This is a genomic window from Pseudanabaena sp. CCNP1317 (genome assembly GCF_034931345.1).
In the GTDB taxonomy this organism is placed as follows: domain Bacteria; phylum Cyanobacteriota; class Cyanobacteriia; order Pseudanabaenales; family Pseudanabaenaceae; genus Pseudanabaena; species Pseudanabaena galeata.
This window is the reverse complement of sequence record NZ_JAYGIF010000157.1, coordinates 20,978-39,351: the sequence shown is the minus strand read 5'-3', so window position 1 is coordinate 39,351 and position 18,374 is coordinate 20,978. Positions and strand designations below refer to the sequence as shown.

At 45.1% G+C, this 18,374-nt stretch carries 18 protein-coding genes; 7 read left to right on the top strand and 11 right to left on the bottom strand.

The annotated features are described in order from the left end of the window. Positions 1-323: 323 nt before the first annotated feature. The 11 genes from nifT to nifB form a co-directional block, all read right to left on the bottom strand. Positions 324-527, bottom strand: coding sequence for a putative nitrogen fixation protein NifT (gene nifT, locus VB775_RS24740; protein WP_281008271.1), 204 nt, complete (start codon positions 525-527; stop codon positions 324-326). A 53-nt stretch (positions 528-580) separates the two neighbouring features. Beyond that, positions 581-838: a nitrogen fixation protein NifZ gene (locus tag VB775_RS24735; protein ID WP_281008272.1), complete on the bottom strand. Its 258-nt coding sequence runs from the start codon at positions 836-838 to the stop codon at positions 581-583. Beyond that, positions 828-1,958 carry a homocitrate synthase gene (gene nifV / locus VB775_RS24730; protein ID WP_281008273.1) on the bottom strand — a complete coding sequence of 377 codons (1,131 nt, stop codon included), beginning with the start codon at positions 1,956-1,958 and terminating at the stop codon, positions 828-830. The genes VB775_RS24735 and nifV overlap by 11 nt, the downstream gene beginning before the upstream one ends. A gap of 384 nt (positions 1,959-2,342) precedes the next feature. Further along, positions 2,343-3,881 (bottom strand): nitrogenase molybdenum-iron protein subunit beta, encoded by a 1,539-nt coding sequence (nifK, locus tag VB775_RS24725; RefSeq protein WP_281008274.1) that lies wholly within the window; start codon positions 3,879-3,881, stop codon positions 2,343-2,345. Between the two features lie 209 nt (positions 3,882-4,090). Continuing rightward, a complete protein-coding gene (gene nifD / locus VB775_RS24720; protein ID WP_281008275.1) occupies positions 4,091-5,599 on the bottom strand; it encodes a nitrogenase molybdenum-iron protein alpha chain in 1,509 nt (502 codons plus the stop codon). 74 nt (positions 5,600-5,673) lie between these two features. Next, the gene (gene nifH / locus VB775_RS24715; RefSeq protein WP_281008276.1) at positions 5,674-6,582 is read right to left on the bottom strand and encodes a nitrogenase iron protein; all 909 of its coding nucleotides are present in this window, start codon (positions 6,580-6,582) and stop codon (positions 5,674-5,676) included. 365 nt (positions 6,583-6,947) lie between these two features. Next, a complete protein-coding gene (nifU, locus tag VB775_RS24710) occupies positions 6,948-7,832 on the bottom strand; it encodes a Fe-S cluster assembly protein NifU (protein WP_281008277.1) in 885 nt (294 codons plus the stop codon). A 114-nt stretch (positions 7,833-7,946) separates the two neighbouring features. Further along, the gene (nifS, locus tag VB775_RS24705; protein ID WP_281008278.1) at positions 7,947-9,152 is read right to left on the bottom strand and encodes a cysteine desulfurase NifS; all 1,206 of its coding nucleotides are present in this window, start codon (positions 9,150-9,152) and stop codon (positions 7,947-7,949) included. Then, on the bottom strand, positions 9,149-9,481 hold the full coding sequence (locus tag VB775_RS24700) for a hypothetical protein (RefSeq protein WP_281008279.1): 333 nt from the start codon (positions 9,479-9,481) through the stop codon (positions 9,149-9,151). The genes nifS and VB775_RS24700 overlap by 4 nt, the downstream gene beginning before the upstream one ends. Continuing rightward, the gene (locus VB775_RS24695; RefSeq protein ID WP_281008280.1) at positions 9,465-9,653 is read right to left on the bottom strand and encodes a hypothetical protein; all 189 of its coding nucleotides are present in this window, start codon (positions 9,651-9,653) and stop codon (positions 9,465-9,467) included. The genes VB775_RS24700 and VB775_RS24695 overlap by 17 nt, the downstream gene beginning before the upstream one ends. A gap of 130 nt (positions 9,654-9,783) precedes the next feature. Continuing rightward, positions 9,784-11,286, bottom strand: coding sequence for a nitrogenase cofactor biosynthesis protein NifB (nifB, locus tag VB775_RS24690; RefSeq protein WP_281008281.1), 1,503 nt, complete (start codon positions 11,284-11,286; stop codon positions 9,784-9,786). A 995-nt stretch (positions 11,287-12,281) separates the two neighbouring features. Here nifB and cysE point away from each other — a divergent pair. The 7 genes from cysE (at position 12,282) to nifW (ending at position 18,373) form a co-directional block, all read left to right on the top strand. Continuing rightward, entirely contained in the window at positions 12,282-13,115 is an 834-nt protein-coding gene (gene cysE / locus VB775_RS24685) for a serine O-acetyltransferase (RefSeq protein ID WP_281008282.1), read from the top strand. Positions 13,116-13,322: 207 nt separating this feature from the next. Beyond that, positions 13,323-13,619, top strand: a complete 297-nt coding sequence (locus tag VB775_RS24680; protein WP_281008283.1) for a Mo-dependent nitrogenase C-terminal domain-containing protein — start codon at positions 13,323-13,325, stop codon at positions 13,617-13,619. A 58-nt stretch (positions 13,620-13,677) separates the two neighbouring features. Continuing rightward, positions 13,678-16,401 (top strand): bifunctional nitrogenase iron-molybdenum cofactor biosynthesis protein NifEN, encoded by a 2,724-nt coding sequence (locus tag VB775_RS24675; RefSeq protein WP_281008284.1) that lies wholly within the window; start codon positions 13,678-13,680, stop codon positions 16,399-16,401. Positions 16,402-16,456: 55 nt separating this feature from the next. Then, the gene (gene nifX / locus VB775_RS24670) at positions 16,457-16,858 is read left to right on the top strand and encodes a nitrogen fixation protein NifX (RefSeq protein WP_281008285.1); all 402 of its coding nucleotides are present in this window, start codon (positions 16,457-16,459) and stop codon (positions 16,856-16,858) included. A 336-nt stretch (positions 16,859-17,194) separates the two neighbouring features. Next, the gene (locus VB775_RS24665; RefSeq protein ID WP_281008286.1) at positions 17,195-17,695 is read left to right on the top strand and encodes a NifX-associated nitrogen fixation protein; all 501 of its coding nucleotides are present in this window, start codon (positions 17,195-17,197) and stop codon (positions 17,693-17,695) included. A gap of 107 nt (positions 17,696-17,802) precedes the next feature. After that, a complete protein-coding gene (locus VB775_RS24660) occupies positions 17,803-18,042 on the top strand; it encodes a CCE_0567 family metalloprotein (protein ID WP_281008287.1) in 240 nt (79 codons plus the stop codon). A 1-nt stretch (position 18,043) separates the two neighbouring features. Further along, positions 18,044-18,373, top strand: coding sequence for a nitrogenase-stabilizing/protective protein NifW (gene nifW / locus VB775_RS24655; protein ID WP_281008288.1), 330 nt, complete (start codon positions 18,044-18,046; stop codon positions 18,371-18,373). Position 18,374: the final 1 nt, after the last annotated feature.

The window sequence follows — 18,374 nt, the reverse complement described above, 5'->3', positions numbered from 1 at the left end:
GAGCATAATTTTGAGTTTAAGAGCTTTAGTTTTAACTTCTACTCGTTGGGAGCAATTCTGGGACAATCTCAATCAGTATGGGTTTCCTGCTGCTGTCTAATAATTGTATTGTATTGAGGTCGCACCCTATCGAACTCACGTTAATCTAGGAGCCATTTCATAATTTTCGTCACGGTAGACAGATGACAGATATAACAACGCAAGAGATAGATAGTACATAAAACCCAAAAGATGAGTGGCGGTGCGAAGCACCGCCACTCATCTTTTGGGTTTTATGTACTAAGCAAAACTTACATTGCTATAGTTTGTAATTCACGAAAGTATTAAGCAATTCTTCTAGCTTCAATGGTTTTTGGTAAATTTAGCGGTTCTTCTAGATTGCCAAAGGCAAGTTCCCATCCATTTGCTAGCGTCATCACCTTGCCATCAGTGGTTTGTTCTTCTTTGACAACTTCCTCTTCCAAATCTTTTTTAGCCACATAAACCACAAGATGACCGATGTTATTCCGACGTAGCATGACTTTCATAAAATTTTCCTTGATGATTTTAGATAAGAATCGGTGCTTTGTACCGATTCTTATTATTCGACGATTTCTAATTCTTTTTGACGACAGCCGATGATATGTCCTGTATAGAGAAAGTGGACAGAGTAGATATAAGAACTTTGGAGGAAAGTTCCAATATTTACTACATAGCCAATTTCTCCTTTCTTAGCAAGAGTTTCGCCAATCTCCTTACCTGGGAAAGTGCCATCATTGCGAATTAACTTCTTAATTCTGACCTTTTCGCCAATCTCGAAGGTTGGAGGACTATCAAGTTCCACATCGTTATACAGCATGGGCAAATCTCCCTGATTGAACGAGATTAAGTAATTCGTCGGAAGTGAGACTGCGCTTAACTTGGAGCGATCGCTGACGCACCGCATCTAAGACTGATTGCGCTTTATCTTTAGCAAGATCGACACCTTGCTGCTGGAGCAAATTCGCGACGAGATGACGACCTGAATGTTTGCCAGCAACTAGATGACGCTTTGCGCCCACTTCATCGGGATTAAATGGCTCGTAGCTGCTGGGATTTTGGAGAACTCCTGCGGCGTGGATACCTGATTCATGGCTAAAGGCATTGCTACCAACGATCGCTTTCCAAGGTGGCACAGGATTTTGCGATGCCGAGGCGACCAATTGGGATAGTTCCCAGAAGCAACGGGTTTCAATCCCCAAATCGATACGGTGAATTTGTTTTAGTGCCATCACCACCTCTTCGAGAGCCGCATTGCCTGCCCTCTCACCTAAACCGTTCACTGTAGTATTTAGCGATCGCGCTCCTGCCTGAACACCTGCCAGAGCATTAGCAGTCGCCATGCCTAGATCATTATGGGTGTGCATCTCTACAGGAATTAAAAGTACCTTGATCAGTAACTTAATCTTGCGATAGGTATTGAAAGGATCGAGAATGCCGACGGTATCGCAAAAACGGAAGCGAGAAGCGCCCCATTGTTCTGCGGAAGCTGCTACTTCTAATAGGAAATAATCATCGGCTCTGGAGGCATCAGCACCACCTACGGACACATATAGACCGCGATCAAGAGCATAGGCAATACTTTCTTGCAGACGTTTCAATACAGTTTCCCGCTTACCGTCAGCCATTAGTCCAATCTGCACATCAGAGACAGGTACTGAAATATGGACACGCTTTAACCCACAGGCGATGGAAGCTTGAATATCAGAAATATTTGCCCGATTCCAGCCCAGTAATTTTGCTTTGAGTCCTAAGTTATTAATGGTGGTGATCGCTTCGGTTTCTGCCCCACCCATGGCAGGAATGCCAACTTCTAATTCTTGTACGCCAATGCGATCGAGGAATTTGGCGATTTCGATTTTCTCTTCAATGCTAAACGCTACACCAGCAGCCTGTTCGCCATCTCTCAGGGTTGTATCGTTAATTTGAATGTCAAGCATGATCGTCCTCCTCTGGCTGTACTTTCTGCTGTGATTGCGTTCGTCAAATAAGCAATATGAATCTGTCTACGGTTTGGGGTTAGATCCCCCCAGCCCCCCTTATGAAAGGGGGGAGAATTTATTAAGTCCCCCTTTTTAAGGGGGATTTAGGGGGATCTCTTTTCTCCCCTTTATAAGCTACGGTGTACACACAAGTTATCAGCTATATCGTGAGTTACTAATGATCCCCCTCAATCCCCCTTGAAAAGGGGGAAGAAGAAAATTTAATTTATTCTCCCCCCTTTTTCAAGGGGGGCTGGGGGGGATCTAAACCTTAAAACGTAGACAGGAAGACTTGTGTGTACACAGTAGCCTTTATAAGGGGGGTTAGGGGGGATCTAAAATCTAACGAATCAAGTCGTAGGAAATATCGGTCTTTGATGGGATGTTCGAGTTGCGATCAAGTTCATCGAGGATGGTATTCACAATCCAGTTGAGTAGATTGATTGCGCCTTGATAGCCGTAGGTGGAATAGCGGTGGAGGTGATGGCGATCGAAGATAGGATAGCCAATGCGTACCAAAGGAGTCTTGGTGTCGCGCCATAGGTATTTACCGTAGGAGTTACCAATCAAGAGATCAACTGGCTCGGTGAAGAGGAGCGATCGCAAGTGCCATAGATCCTTACCACCCCAGATGGTGGCATTCTGACCGAATGGACTCGAATCAAGCAGAGCGCGTAATTCACCTTCAAAGTTGGCATTGCTGTTACTGACGAGAATATGAATTGGTTCTGCACCGACTTCCAAGAGGAACTGCACCAAACCAATTACCAAGTCAGGATCACCATAGAGAGCAATGCGCTTGCCATGCAACCATGCTTGAGAATCGGTCAGAGCATCAACGGCACGACCTCTTTCTTCTTCCAATTCCTTAGGAATGGGCTTGCCAGTTAGAGCCGAAAGCTTCATCAAGAATTCATCAGTACCACGAATACCGACAGGACGGCTTACATAGGTCTTTTGATTCCACTCAGATTCGATGTATTCTCTGGTCTTGGTGGTGGCGTATGACTGGAATGCGATCGTGACTTCAGCATTGATCGAGTCCGCAGCATCTTCTAGCTTGGTTCCGCCTGGATACATTTGGTATTCACCAGTATTAGGAGAATCCAGATATTCGGAATTATCCGCAAGCAAGGTGTAGTTAACATCCATCAAATCAGCATAGCGCTTGATTTCGCGCAGGTTGCCAATGTAGGTTTCAAAGCCGGGGATGAAGTTAATCTTACCGTTGGTGGTTTCTTGCTTTTTACCTGCGGTCAGGTTGGAGAGAATACCCTTGATCATGTTGTCGTAGCCAGTGATGTGGGAACCAACAAAGCTAGGGGTATGGGCGTAAGGAACGGGGAAAGTTTGAGGAACTGAATTAGCAGCCTTGGCGTTGGTGATGAATGCTTGTAAGTCATCACCGATTACTTCTGCCATACAGGTTGTGCAGACCGCAATCATCTTGGGCTTGTAGAGATTGTAGGAAGTTGCCAAGCCTTCAATCATATTCAATTGTCCACCAAAAACTGCTGCATCTTCGGTCATCGAAGAGGATACTGCTGAGAAGGGTTCTTTGAAGTGACGAGTGAAGTGGCTACGGAAATAGGAAACACAGCCTTGAGAACCATGCACGAAGGGTAATGTAGCTTCAAAGCCAACTGCGGCTAGGATGGCTCCGAGGGGCTGACAAGCTTTAGCAGGATTGACGGTGAGGGCTTCACGAGCAAAATTCTTTTCGCGATATTCCCAACCCTTCGTCCAGTCAGCAATCTTAGCAACTTCTTCGGGACTATGTCCACCTTCAAATTCTTTCTTTGCTTGAAATAGCTCTTGGTATTCGTCTTGGTGGAATAACCGAGCGTGATCTTGAATGTCGTTAACGTTATTCTGGGACATGATTTTAATTCCAATCTAGGTGAAAATCAATGTGAGTGAAAGATGAGTGAAAAATTCTTGAATGGGAATGGATTTGGAAAGTTTGCAATTCCCACCCATGAATTTCTGTTTAATGCAGAGGTTTGATCCCCCTGCCCTATCGGGCATCCCCCTTGTAAAGGGGGACTCGATCTATTCTCTCCCCTTTACAAGGGGGGCTGGGGGGGGATCTATGCAGCTTCCGCAGTTTTCCAAGGAGCGCCAACTAAGCTCCAAGTGGGGCTGTTGAGGGCAAGATCCATGTCACGGGCAAAGATCGCAAAGCCGTCATAACCGTGGTAAGGACCTGAGTAATCCCAAGAGTGCATCTGACGGAAAGGTAGCGCCATCTTCTGGAACACATACTTCTCTTTGATGCCAGAGGCGATCAGGTCAGGCTTCAGTTCTTTGACGAAGGCTTCAAACTCGTATGCCGAAACATCGTCATAGATCAGAGTGCCATTCTCAATGTAGTGAGTGGTGCGCTTGTAGTCGTCGTTGTGACCAAACTCGTAGCCAGTACCAATCAACTTCATACCGAGATCGTGGAACGCAGGAACAACGTGGCGAGGACGCAATCCACCAACCATCAAAGCCACGGTTTTACCTTCTAAACGCGACTTATATTTGGCAATGACAGCATCGGTCTGGGCTTGGTATTTCGCAATCACTTCTTCGGCTTTTGCTTGAATGGTTTCATCAAACTTAGAAGCGATTTCTCTGAGTGAGGCAGCGATTTGGTTGGGACCAAAGAAGTTGTATTCTAACCAAGGAATACCATAGGCTTCTTCCATGTGACGGCTGATGTAGTTCATGGAGCGGTAGCAGTGAACCAGATTCAGTTTTACAGAAGGAGTGTTGATCATCTCATTGAGAGTTCCGTCACCTGACCATTGGGCGACAACACGCAAGCCAATTTCTTCGATCAAGATGCGGCTAGACCAAGCATCACCACCAATGTTGTAGTCACCGATAATGGCAACATCATAGGCGGTACTATCTGGAATGTTACCTTCTTTCTTGTTTTTGTCGAATTGTGGGAAAACCCAGTCACGGATTGCATCGTTGGCAATGTGGTGACCGAGGGATTGCGATACTCCACGGAAGCCTTCACAACGGACAGGTACAACGGTTTTGCCAATTTCTTTAGCAGCTTTCTTAGCTACTGCTTCAATGTCATCTCCAATCAAACCGATTGGGCATTCTGATTGAATGGAAACACCACGATTGAGAGGGAAGAGTTCGTCTAACTCGGTAATCAGTTTCAATAGTTTTTTATCTCCACCGAAAACGATATCACGTTCTTGGAAGTCAGAGGTGAAGTCCATCGTGCCGAAGGAATCAATACCAGTTGTACCGATGTAGTAGTTACGGCGACCAGACCAAGAGTAGTAACCACAACCGACAGGTCCATGACTGACATGGATCATGTCTTTGATTGGTCCCCAAACTACACCTTTAGATCCAGCGTAGGCGCAACCACGGGTGGTCATTGATCCAGGTACAGACTTGATGTTGGATTTGACACCACAATCAGACTTGCCTTCTTCAAACACGTTGAGGTGCTTTTCGCGTTTCTTCTTGGCTTTGTCTGGATATGCTTCGATAACTTCTTTGATGAATGCCTTGGTCTCAGGAATGTCATTAACAGGTGTTGTAGCGGTTGGAGGTGTTAATGTAGCGGATTCTGGAGGTGTCATATTAGCCTCAAGGAAAAGGGTAAAAGGATTGAGAGTCACTCTGTGCAGGCTCAGCCTGCACAGAGTCGAAATTATTAAACTAGAGCAAGTTCTTCTACGGGAACTTCATCGGCAGTCTTACCAACGAGATGCTCGAAAGCCTTGTCATCGCCAAGAATACCGAACTCAACTAAGAGGTCTTCCAATTCGTCCATGGTGATGGGAGTAGGAATTGTGAAGTTGGTATTGTGGTAGATTTTATCGGCCAGGGTGCGATATTCTTGGGCTTGAGGGTGATTAGGCGCGTACTCAATTACAGTCATGCGGCGCAATTCAGCATGTTGAACCACGTTGTCGCGAGGTACAAAGTGAATCATTTGGGTGTTCAAGCGCTTGGCAAGAGTTTCAATCAACTCAAGTTCCCGATCGCATTTACGGCTGTTGCAGATCAAGCCTCCTAAACGCACACCACCAGAGTGAGCGTATTTGAGAATACCGCGAGCAATGTTGTTAGCCGCATACATTGCCATCATTTCGCCAGAGGTGACGATATAGATTTCTTGGGCTTTGCCTTCGCGAATAGGCATTGCGAAACCGCCGCAAACAACGTCGCCTAATACGTCATAGCTTACGAAATCGAGATCTTCATAGGCTCCATTTTCTTCCAAGAAGTTAATGGCGGTGATGATGCCACGTCCAGCGCAACCCACACCTGGTTCAGGACCACCTGATTCTACGCACTTAACGCCTTTGTAGCCAGTGAGTAGAACTTCTTCAAGTTCCACATCTTCAACTGCGCCACGTTCAGCAGCAAGGTGGAGAACAGTGGTTTGGGCTTTGCTGTGCAGCATCAAGCGAGTGGAGTCAGCTTTAGGGTCGCAACCTACGATCATGATGCGATCGCCTTGGGTGAGATCGGCTAAACCTGCAATTGTATTTTGAGAAGTTGTAGATTTACCGATACCGCCTTTACCGTAGAAAGCGATCTGTCTTAGTTTACTCATGAGAATTTCTCCTTGTTAAATCAAAAAATGTACTGTAGTTGGGAAGTTAGGACATTTGAGAAAAAGCTTAAGGAAGTTCTTTCTCAGTTTTTAAAGCGATCGCTTTCTTCACAGGAGGAGAGCGCTCGACTCCAAGTATGGAAATGTTGAATAAGTAAGGGTTCATTGGTTTTGGGTTGAGAATTACTTGATCCCCCCCAGCCCCCCTTGTAAAGGGGGGAGTCCCCCTTTACAAGGGGGATTGAGGGGGATCTCTAGAAGCTTTTGGCTGTTAAACTGCTTCGATGGTTAGCTAAAAGCTAAAAGCTAAAAGCTAAAAGCTAAAAGCTAAAAGCTAAAAGCTAATCGCTAAAAGCTAATCGCTATTAAACTGCTTCAACAATGAGAGTAGAGAGAACGCGATCGCGTAGTCTCACTTCGATCGCATCTTTTAAAGTAGCGGTGCTGCTAGAGCAGGAACTGCAAGCACCTTTGAGAATGACTTTGACGATATCGCCATCAACATCGAATAGTTCGACATTGCCGCCATCAGCGATCAGCATGGGACGGACTTCATCAAGAATTTCTTGAATCTTGGTGATCTTTTGGACAGTGGTTAACTTACGGCTGGTTTGTTGAATGCGCGTAAGTTCAGCTTCCACTCTGGCGGTTGTCGCTTCCTTATCCTTTTCTACGGCTGCGATGATATCTTCAATCCCTGCGAGACAAGAGCCGCAGGAACCACCAGCTTTGATGTAGTTAGTAACTTCTTCAACGGTGGTGAGATTATTCTCAATGACGATGCGGCGAACGCGGTTATCACTAACTCCGAAGCAGGTGCAGAGGAGTGCGCCTTCGTCTTCTTCATGATGTTCAATCTCTATGCCGCGATACTTGAATATAGCCGCTTCTAGGGCTTCCTGTCCCATTACGGAACAGTGCATTTTTGCTTCAGGTAAGCCGCCTAAGTAATCGGCGATATCTTTATTGCTTACTTTAAGAGCTTCATCTAATGTAATTCCTTTAATCATTTCTGTCAAGGCAGAAGAAGAAGCGATCGCACTAGTACAACCAAAGGTTTGGAAGCGGGCATCAAGAATGCTATCGGCAGGAACATCAATCTTGAGATGCAGTCTGAGAGCGTCACCGCAGGCAATACTGCCGATTTCGCCAAATACAACCGCAACATCCTTTTCTTCAGTTGCTTCTATCGCACCTTGGTTTTTAGGATTGTAGAAGAGGTCTAATACTTTATCGGTGTAGTCCCACATGGTAAGTAAAAAGGTAAAAGGTAAAAGTAAAAATAGAAAGCTAGTAATTAGAATTTCAAGATCAAGTAAATTCAGGTAAGAGAAAAATATTTTTTCCTTTTTCCTTTTTCCCTTTTACTTGACCAGAGCCTCTTCTCTTTCTTGTAACCAACCTGCGGCATCGCTGCTGAAGGGGGATAAGGCGCGGAGGCGATCGATGATGCTGGGCATGACTTCTAGGACGCGATCAATTTCGGCATCGGTGGTGTAGCGGGAGAGACTGAAGCGGATGGAGCCGTGAAGGATGGTGTAGGGGATACCCATGGCACGAAGTACATGGGATGGTTCAAGGGAGCCAGAGGTACAGGCGGAACCAGAGGAGGCGCAAATACCGTAGCGATCAAGGGATAAGAGAATTGCTTCTCCTTCAATGAATTTGAAGCCGATGTTGGTGGTGTTGGGTAAGCGATTTTTGGGATCGCCATTTACTTCACAGTCGGCAATGGTTGAAAGGAGAAACTTTTCTAGGCGATCGCGCAGTTTCTTTTCATGCTGGACGGCATTTGGTAAATGGACTAGTTCCAATTCCGCAGCTTTGCCTAGAGCCACGATACCAGCGACGTTTTCAGTGCCTGCTCTGCGTCCCCGCTCCTGATGTCCTCCCAGAATGAAGGGACGGAAGCGGTAGCCACGACGGACATATAATGCACCAACGCCTTTGGGAGCGTGTAGTTTATGTCCAGAGAGGGTCAGCAAATCAATCGTACTGTTTTTCAGGTTGAGTGGGATTTTACCCACCGCTTGCACTGCATCAACATGGAAGGTTGCACCATATTCCTTTGCTAAAGAGCCAATTTGCTCTATGGGGAAGATTGTGCCTGTCTCATTGTTGGCATACATGGTGGTGACTAAAGCCGTATTGCCAGTGAGAGCCGCTTCCAATTCCAATAGATCGATTTGTCCTTTGCGATCTACAGAGAGATAGGTAACTGTATAACCTTGCTTTTCTAACTGCTTGCAAACATTCATTACACAGGCATGTTCGACTTGGGTAGTGATGATGTGTTTGCGATCGCTTTGAGCCGCCAGAGCCGCCCGAATAGCGGTGTTGTTCCCTTCCGATCCGCAACTGGTGAAGATGATTTCTGAAGGTTCGGCTCCAAGCAGTTCGGCAACCTGCGATCGCGCTATTTGGATTGCTTTGCCAACCTGTCCACCAAAGGTGTGCATACTCGAAGGATTGCCATAGTAGGTGGTGAGATAAGGGAGCATTGCTTCAACAACGAGAGGATCGATTTTGGTGGTCGCGTTGTTATCTAGATAGATTGTCTCTACGCTCATGCCGTCACCTCCTGTCCTCTTTGGATCTTGGTCTGAATTTTGGTTTGCAAATCTGCTACTAAGCGATCGTGAGTGGCAAACCATTTTTCCCAATAGGGATTAGAGTCTTTAAGCATTACCAAATGCTGCTGGTCGTTGGGAACTACACCAAAAATATAATTGCTAGAACAAGCTAAAATACCTTGGGACAAACTAGACTGAAGACAGCTATTACAGAGGCTTTGTTCAATCAAGTAACGTCCATTCGCATCCTGTTGAATCGCTCCCTTAGGACAATGGGATTGGCAAACTTCCCAAGAGATGTATTGTTGGTCAATTGTGTAAGGCATGGCTAGACTCCTGTTGTTGTAGAAATTTAGGAAACTTAGCGTAAAGGCAGTTATGACAAAGATGCTGATCGATTAGATAATGTCCGTTAGGACTTTGTTGAATAGCTGCTCTTGGACATTGGGAAAGGCAAACTTCCCAGTAGATTTCTTGATTTTCAAGCTTATAGGGCATGACAATACTCCTGATGGCTGTAGATCTTGTTATACAATTCACGAAAGTGTGACAACACTTTTGTGAATTAAGAAACCAACCCGTTAAGGGTTTTAAAATTAAAAATGGCTACGCCATTTTTAATTTTGGGTTAATAGGGAGCTTGCGGGAAAAGAGCTTCTTGCTGAAGAAACTTGGCGTAAAACTCTTTCGCTACGGTATCGATCGCATCGTAGGCTTCGACTGCTTCGATACCTGATTTGCGAAGGCTTTCTTGAGGACAGTTGCCGATTTTGGAGGTCAGGACGGCTGTGCAATCAGCAATGGAAGAGATAATTTCTTCGAGAGTTGCTTCTTCGCCATAACCGCTTTGACAATATTGGTCAATCTTGCGATGTCCGACAAATTTAACTTCAGTGGCATCAACTTCGTAAATTTGGAACTCTTTAGCATGACCGAAGTGTTGATTGACAATGCCACTGCCTTTGGTAGTGACAGCTACAAGGATTTTGGGAGTCTCCACTGTCTTCTGAATGTTTGTCACCTTAACTTTCTTCTCTTGTAATTCTGCTTGTAAGAGATCGATGCCAGCATGAACCACTTGACGAGCTTCCAAATCATAGGTGGGAGCCATTTCCATGAACTTGTCTTTGGTAAACTCTTGGGAACGATCTTCACCGAGTAACCCGACAGCATCGGCACGGCATTGACGGCAGTGGCGCATGATCTTCATGTTGCCTTCAGCACAGTGATCCTGAAGCTTTTTCAACTCCTTCGGATTGGGACCGCGTTGTCCAGTTAAGCCAAAGTATGTACCATGCTCAGGAGCCGAGATTAGAGGCATAATATTGTGGAGAAATGCTCCTTTCTCACGGATCACCCGACCGACTTCCACTAAATGCTCATCGTTAATTCCAGGAATCATCACCGAATTAACTTTGCAAAGAATGTCTGCTTCTCTGAGCAAATCCAAGCTTAGCATTTGACGCTCATGCAGAATTTGAGAAGCTTCTAAACCTGTGTAGCGTTTACGGTTATAACGAACCCAAGGATAAATCTTAGTGCCGATTTCTGGATCAACCATGTTAATCGTGATCGTCACATGATCGATGTTTAACTTCTTGATGCGATCGACATATTCAGGAAGCATCAAGCCATTGGTGGAAAGACAAAGCTTAATATCTGGAGCCTGAGCTGCAATCAACTCAAAAGTGCGGAAAGTCTTTTCAGGATTGGCTAAAGGGTCACCCGGACCTGCAATTCCCAACACGGTCATTTGGGGGATTTTGCCGCCAATTACCATTACTTTGTGAGCCGCTTCTTCGGGAGTTAATAATTCGCTAACTACTCCAGGACGGCTTTCGTTTGCACAGTCATATTTACGATTGCAGTAGTTACACTGAATGTTACAAGCGGGAGCTACAGCAACGTGCATTCTTGCATAGTGATGGTGAGCATCTTCGCTATAGCAAGGGTGCTTCGCAATCCGCTCTTGCATACTTTCACTCAAGGCATTTTTTTGGGCACTTTTGTTAGAAGTTTGAGAACCCTTAGAGCTACTACAACCACAGTTTCCTGATTTTGACTTTGCAGAAGTTGTAGAAATCTTATTCTCAACTGGTGAGGCAATGAGAGCTTGTGTCGGTGGTGTCATTGAAGCTTCCTGATAGGTGGACTGCGGTCAACGTTGAGAACTTTATAGCAGTGACCTTCAGACAGCTTGGACAAGCGATCGCGATAAGATTTATTAAATACATTAAGCTTGTACTCAAAAACTACACCCCAAACTGAGCCTATATTTAAGCTGTTTCAAAAAATATTTTGGGGTAGGGGTACGAGTATTAATAGGGTAGGGGTTAGGTATTTAAGGGTAGGGGTACAGTTTTGCTTGTACTCATAACAAATCCAGTTATAGCAAGCTATACAAACAAAAAATGAGTGCTAATTGCAAGCACTTTTCTATGTACTCAAAAAAGATAACAATTCTTACAAAAAATATAAGATTAATGGCTAGGAGTCATGTATAGACTTCTTTTTGAGTATTTTTACTAGCTTTTATTGAGGCGATTAATTTTGTATCTAAATTATCATTCCTTCGATAATCTGTAGCAAAAGGATCAAATTTTTTTAACAATTGTCAGGAGTTGCTTTCTTTCTTCAAAAACCGATTTTAAACGTATCTATATATACAGATCTAAATCCAAAAAATTTAAATTTATTCCTTGATTTTTGAGGGCTAGTACAGTAGAGTAATAAATCGTAGCTATTAATACAAAATCTTATTTACTCAACAGGAATTGGCTCATTTCTGAGTACCTATGAGTACAATTTGATTTTGCTTATTTTTCTGTCTTCAAACCCTTATCCATGCTTGCGATTAGCATTTAATCTTTAAGTACAGAATTAGCAGAAATGGCTGTAAAAATACTTATCCCTATTCCCTTAAATACTAGTACCCCCTCCCAAGAATACTAGTACCCCTATCCCAAAAGAAAAGTTAAACTCCCTAGGAGTAGGGCTTAAGCCCTTTGAGTACTTGCTTAATTAATTTAATAAATCTTATCCGCAACATTCTTTTTCGTGGGATTGGCAGTACCTGATATAAGCAAGAGGACAGAACTCCGCACCTCTTAACTGTCAGAGACTGCAATGCTGCAACCTATCTCTCCCCTAAACACTTTGGACACTCAAGAAATCGATCGCATATATGCCACAGCATATCCATCGGATTTCCCATCCAAATCATCTGCACATTCACTCTGGCAGTTTTATCAGGTGCAACTGGCTCGATTGCCATTAGCTCAATCACAAGTTGTTCATCAATGGCAACAGGTCACAGAAGTTCTACAAGTATTCAAGGCTGATTTCCAAGCGATCACCGATCGCGATCCTGCGGCTCACCATTGGTTAGAGATTTTATGCTGCTATCCGGGGCTACATGCCTTGGTGATCCACCGCTTTACCCATTGGTTACACCATCGCCAGATTCCCATACTCCCAAGGTTAATTGCCTACTGTGCGCGATTTATCACAGGGCTTGACATTCATCCTGCCGCCACCATTGGCAAAGGGGTATTTATCGACCACGGTATGGGCGTAGTCATTGGTGAAACTGCGATCGTCGGTGACTATGTACTGCTCTACCAAGGTGTCACCCTTGGCGGTACAGGCAAGGAAACTGGCAAACGTCACCCAACCATCGGCAACCATGCGATCGTCGGTGCAGGAGCTAAAGTCCTCGGCAACATCCACATTGGTGATTATGCGCGAATTGGGGCAGGCTCCGTTGTCCTGCGTGATGTCCCACCCCACACCACGGCTGTGGGTGTCCCTGCTCGTGTTTGTCGTATTAATCAGCCAGCCTCGTTAGGGCAAGCCAATCAAGAACAGTTAGCCGATCCATCGGCTGACATGTTACAGGCTTTGCTCCTTCGCATCGAGCGGCTCGAACAACAGCTTTCAGACAAAATTTCCCAGAAGTAAAAATGAATAGCTCTTAAAAACCTAAAAAAATAGAGGAAAAGATCATGACGGAAACCCTAGTTGTCAGTTGCTTGGTGTTAATCACCACATATTTTCAAGATTACATGATGCGTCGAATGCTCAACATCGATGAACAAGACTCCCAACGTCAACCTAAATAGTTTCTAAATTCCTCAACCCATAGTTATTCATAGAGTCGATACTGCCATGACTACCACTAGATTTTTCTCCACATTGACCGAGCAGAGTAAACCCAGTAAATCCTTCGCGATCGATATTTTCTCCCCTCTGCGCCAATGGCTAAATCGTATTGAATTTAGCGATCGCCAATTCGCCGAGAAAATCTGCCATCTCATTCCCGCTAGTTGCCCCTTTGAACGCGATGTCAGCGCCTTTGGCTATACCTACCATATCCCAGCCCTCTGCAAGATCAATCCTGTATTTGAGGAAGTAGTAAACCTCCGCCTCCGCGCCCTAACCTACCTCTCCGAACTCCCCAGCTAAAGCGCCCCACACTTTTTACTTTTTCCCTTTTCCTTTTTACTTTTACCAAATTTGTGCCATGAAACTCACACAAGGAAAAATCAACGAACTCCTCTCTGAGACTGCCTGTGAGCATAATCATCACAAAGATGGGCAGAAAAAGAACAAGGCTTGCTCGCAACAAGCGCAACCAGGAGCCGCGCAAGGGGGCTGTGCCTTTGATGGTGCATCGATCGCTCTTGTTCCCATTACCGATGTCGCCCATCTCGTCCACGCGCCGATCGCCTGTGGCGGTAATTCTTGGGGTGCAAGAGGTAGCCTATCGTCAGGATCGACCATGTATAAAATGGGCTTTACCACCGACCTCAGCGAAAACGATATTATTTTCGGTGGCGAGAAAAAGCTCTACAGGGCGATTTTAGAAGTGCAGGAACGTTATCACCCTGCGGCGGTGTTTGTGTACAACACCTGCGTGACTGCCCTGATTGGTGACGATCTTGAAGCAGTCTGTCAAAAAGCATCCGCGAAAGCAGGTATTCCCGTCGTGCCAATTAATTCACCGGGGTTCGCTGGAACCAAGAATTTAGGCAATCGCATGGGCGGCGAAGCTTTACTAGAATATGTGATTGGCACTGCCGAACCAGAATTTACCACTCCCTACGATATCAATCTGATTGGCGAATACAATATCGCGGGTGAAATGTGGAACGTGCTGCCCTTATTTGAGAAATTGGGCATTCGCGTATTGTCGAAAATCACGGGTGATGCCACCTATCAAGAAGTTTGTTATGCTCACCGTGCCAAACTGAACGTGATCATTTGTTCCAAAGCCTTAATCAACGTCGCTCGCAAGATGGAAGAGCGCTATGGCATTCCCTACACCGAAGAATCTTTTTATGGGATTGCCGACATGAATCAATGTCTACGCAATATTGCCGCAAAATTAGGCGATCGCACTGGAGATTATAGTTTACAAGATCGAGTCGAAAAGCTGATCGCAGAAGAATCAGCAAACCTCGATCGCGAACTTGCACCATACCGCGATCGCCTCAAGGGTAAAAAAGTTGTTCTCTACACAGGTGGTGTCAAAAGCTGGTCAATCATTTCCGCCGCGAAAGATTTGGGTATGGAAGTGGTTGCCACCAGCACTAAAAAAAGTACGGAAGAAGATAAAGCAAAAATTCGCGCCTTGCTCAGTAAAGATGGGATCATGATGGAGAAAGGGAACGCCCAAGAATTGCTCAAAACCATTGCCAAAACCCAAGCCGATATGCTGATCGCAGGTGGTCGCAACCAATACACCGCCCTCAAAGCGAGGATTCCCTTTCTCGATATCAACCAAGAGCGCCATCATGCTTATGCGGGCTATGTGGGTATGATCGAGATTGCCAGAGAATTAGAAGAAGCTCTCTATAGTCCAATTTGGGAGCAAGTCCGTCAACCCGCACCTTGGGAAGATCCGATTGCATTTAATAAGTCTCTATTGATTGAAAATCATGCTGAGCAAGTTAAAACCGATATCATCACCCCGAAAAAATCTGTCACTGTTAATGCTCTCAAGCAAAGTCAGCCCCTCGGCGCATCCCTTGCATTTCTGGGACTAAAGGGCGCAATGCCATTAATGCATGGTTCCCAAGGCTGTACAGCCTTCGCCAAGGTGCAACTTGTCCGCCATTTTCGCGAAGCAATTCCTCTTGCTACCACAGCGATGACGGAAGTTACGACAATTCTCGGTGGTGAGGACAATATTGAGCAGGCGATTTTAACCCTAGTGGAAAAAGCAAAGCCCGAAATCATTGGACTCTGCACTACAGGTTTAACGGAGACTCGCGGTGATGATATGGAAGGAATTCTCCGAACCTTCCGACAGAAACATCCTGAACTTGATCAACTGGCGATCGCTTTTGCCTCAACTCCCGATTTTCGAGGAGCGTTACAGGATGGCTATGCAGCAGTAATTGAGAGCATTGTGCGATCGCTGCCCCAAGCAGGTATCAAAAATCCTCAGCAGGTAACGGTCTTAGCCAGTTCGGCTCTAGCCCCTGGGGATATCCAAGAGATTAAGGAGATCATTAATTCCTTTGGACTAACGCCAATTTTCATTCCCGATCTTTCGAGTTCCATGGATGGACATTTGAGTGAGAGTTACAGCCCTGTCACCACAGGCGGAACCACCCTAGAGCAGATTCACAGTGTTGGTAGTTCTGTATTTACCCTCGCCTTGGGTGAAAGTATGCGAACTGCGGCTACAATTTTGCAAGAGCGCTTTGGTACTGATTATCAAGTATTTGATCGCCTCACAGGACTAGGTGCAACCGATCTAATCTTGCAACAACTCCATCAATTGAGTGGAGTTGACGTACCTGAGAAATATCGTTATCAAAGACAACAACTCCAAGATGCAATTCTTGATACCCACTTCTATTTCGGTCGCAAGCGTGTTTCCCTCGCCCTAGAACCAGATCTGCTTTATAGCGTGGCTTGGTGGCTGTCAGAGATGGGCGTAGAACTGCAAGCCGCTGTCACCACGACGCGATCGCCTTTATTAGAGAAGTTGCCGATCTCGGAAGTAACGATTGGTGATCTCGAAGATTTTGAAAACCTCGCCGCAGGTTCTGATTTGGCAATAACAAATTCTAACGGAAAGAGAACTGCTAAGAAATTAGGAATTCCCCTCTATCGTTTAGGCTTTCCCATTCTAGACCGTCTAGGTAATGGACATCGCAGCATCGTTGGTTATCGCGGCACGATGGAACTACTTTTTGAACTTGGCAATATTTGGCTGGAAGCCGAAGAAAAGTAAAAAGTAAAAAGGCAAAAGTAAAAAATAATTTTTTGGGTTGATTAGGAGAAATGTTATGAAGGTTGCTTTTACTACTAGTGATCGCATTCATATTAATGCCCACTTTGGATGGGCTAAGGAAATTGATGTCTATGAGGTCTCGACTGAAGGATATCAATTTGTGGATACGCTTAGCTTTAAAGGTGATTTAAAGGAAGATGGCAACGAAGACAAACTCGTTCCCAAGATCGAAGCATTAGCTGGTTGTACCATCGTCTATGTTTCCGCGATCGGTGGTAGCGCTGCTGCCCGTCTGATTCGTAAGCGGATCACCCCGATTAAAGCGAGGTCTGAAGAAGAAGAAATCGCGGAGGTCTTGGGGAAATTGGTGCTAACCCTGCAAGGCAATCCTCCTCCTTGGTTGAGGAAAGCTCTGCAACCACAACCTCAAAACTTTGACGATCTAGAAACTGGTTGAGAATTGGAAGAGATCCCCCTAGCCCCCCTTATGAAAGGGGGGAAAGAGTTAAATTAATTCTCCCCCCTTTACAAGGCTAACGTGTACACACAAGTTATCAGCTATAGCATGAGTTACTAAAGATCCCCCTCAATCCCCCTTGAAAAGGGGGAAGAAGAAAATCCTCCCCCCTTTCTCAAGGGGGGCTGGGGGGATCAAAACCTTAAAACGTAGACAGGAAGACTTGTGTGTACACGGTAGCTTTACAAGGGTGGCTGGGGGGGATCTAAACCCCAAAACGTAGTCAGATATTTAGATCTAACAGTAAATCCAAATAAACCCAAACAGGAGCCCCCTATGACCGCAACAGTTACATTACTTTCAACTCCAGAAACTACTACCCCTATCAATGGTGCAGAAGTAATTAAACAAAGTCCATTTTTACAAGCACTAGTCCAGCAAATTCGTGTTAATGATGGCTATGGAACCTATCGCAATTGGGCAGATGAATTGCTGCTTAAGCCATTCATTCTCACCAAACAACAAAAGCGCAAAATTTCTGTTGATGGTGAGGTCGATCCCATCACTAAAAGTCGAGTTTTTGCCTTCTACCGCGCGATCGCACTTCGCATTGAGCAGCAATCGGGACTTCTTTGCCAAGTAGTTGTCGATCTTAGTCATGAAGGCTTTGGTTGGGCGTTGATTTTCTCTGGTCGATTGTTGGTGACGACTCGTACATTGCGCGATGCTCAACGCTTTGGTTTCGACTCCCTAGAGAAGTTAGGCGAAGAAGGTGAAAAACTTGCCCAAAAGGGTGTGGAATATGCCACCAACTTCCCTGAAGTTGCTCAAGCCTGACTTCGGCTTCGCTCAGTCAGCTTAGGTTTTCGTTAACTGAGTGAAGTCGAAGTTAATGAAAATTGAAGTTAACGTTGTTGTTTGATCTTATCCCCTAGGAAATGATTATGGTGCAAGTGACAGATACAGCGATCGCAGGGCTTAGCATTGACGAACTCAAAACTAAGATCAAGCGGTTGAACAGCAAGGCAGGTCAAATGAAAATGGATCTGCACGATCTCGCGGAAGGGCTACCCACCGACTACGAACAACTGATGGACGTAGCAGCTAAAACCTATGACATCTTTCATCAAATTGATGGATTGAAGAAACAATTAATCATCCTCGAACAGAATAGGAGCGACTGATATGGTTGGTACACTTAGCGAATTTCAGAAATTGACCGATGCGGAACAATATTTCGAGTTTTTCGAGATTGACTACGATCCGCAAGTTGTAAATATCAATCGCTTGCACATTCTCAAAAAATTCTCGCAGTCTCTAGAAGAAATCGACAAAAAACTTTCGGAATCAGATGAAGAACAGCAGTTGAATTTCTATAGGGAAGCTCTGGAAAATTCCTACACCACTTTGCAAACCTCCAATGCGATCGAGCAGAAGTTATTCAAAGTCTTTCACCAAAAGCCTCAGAATATCGTCATGTTGAGCGACATAGGTACGGATGAGGAGGATGAATAAT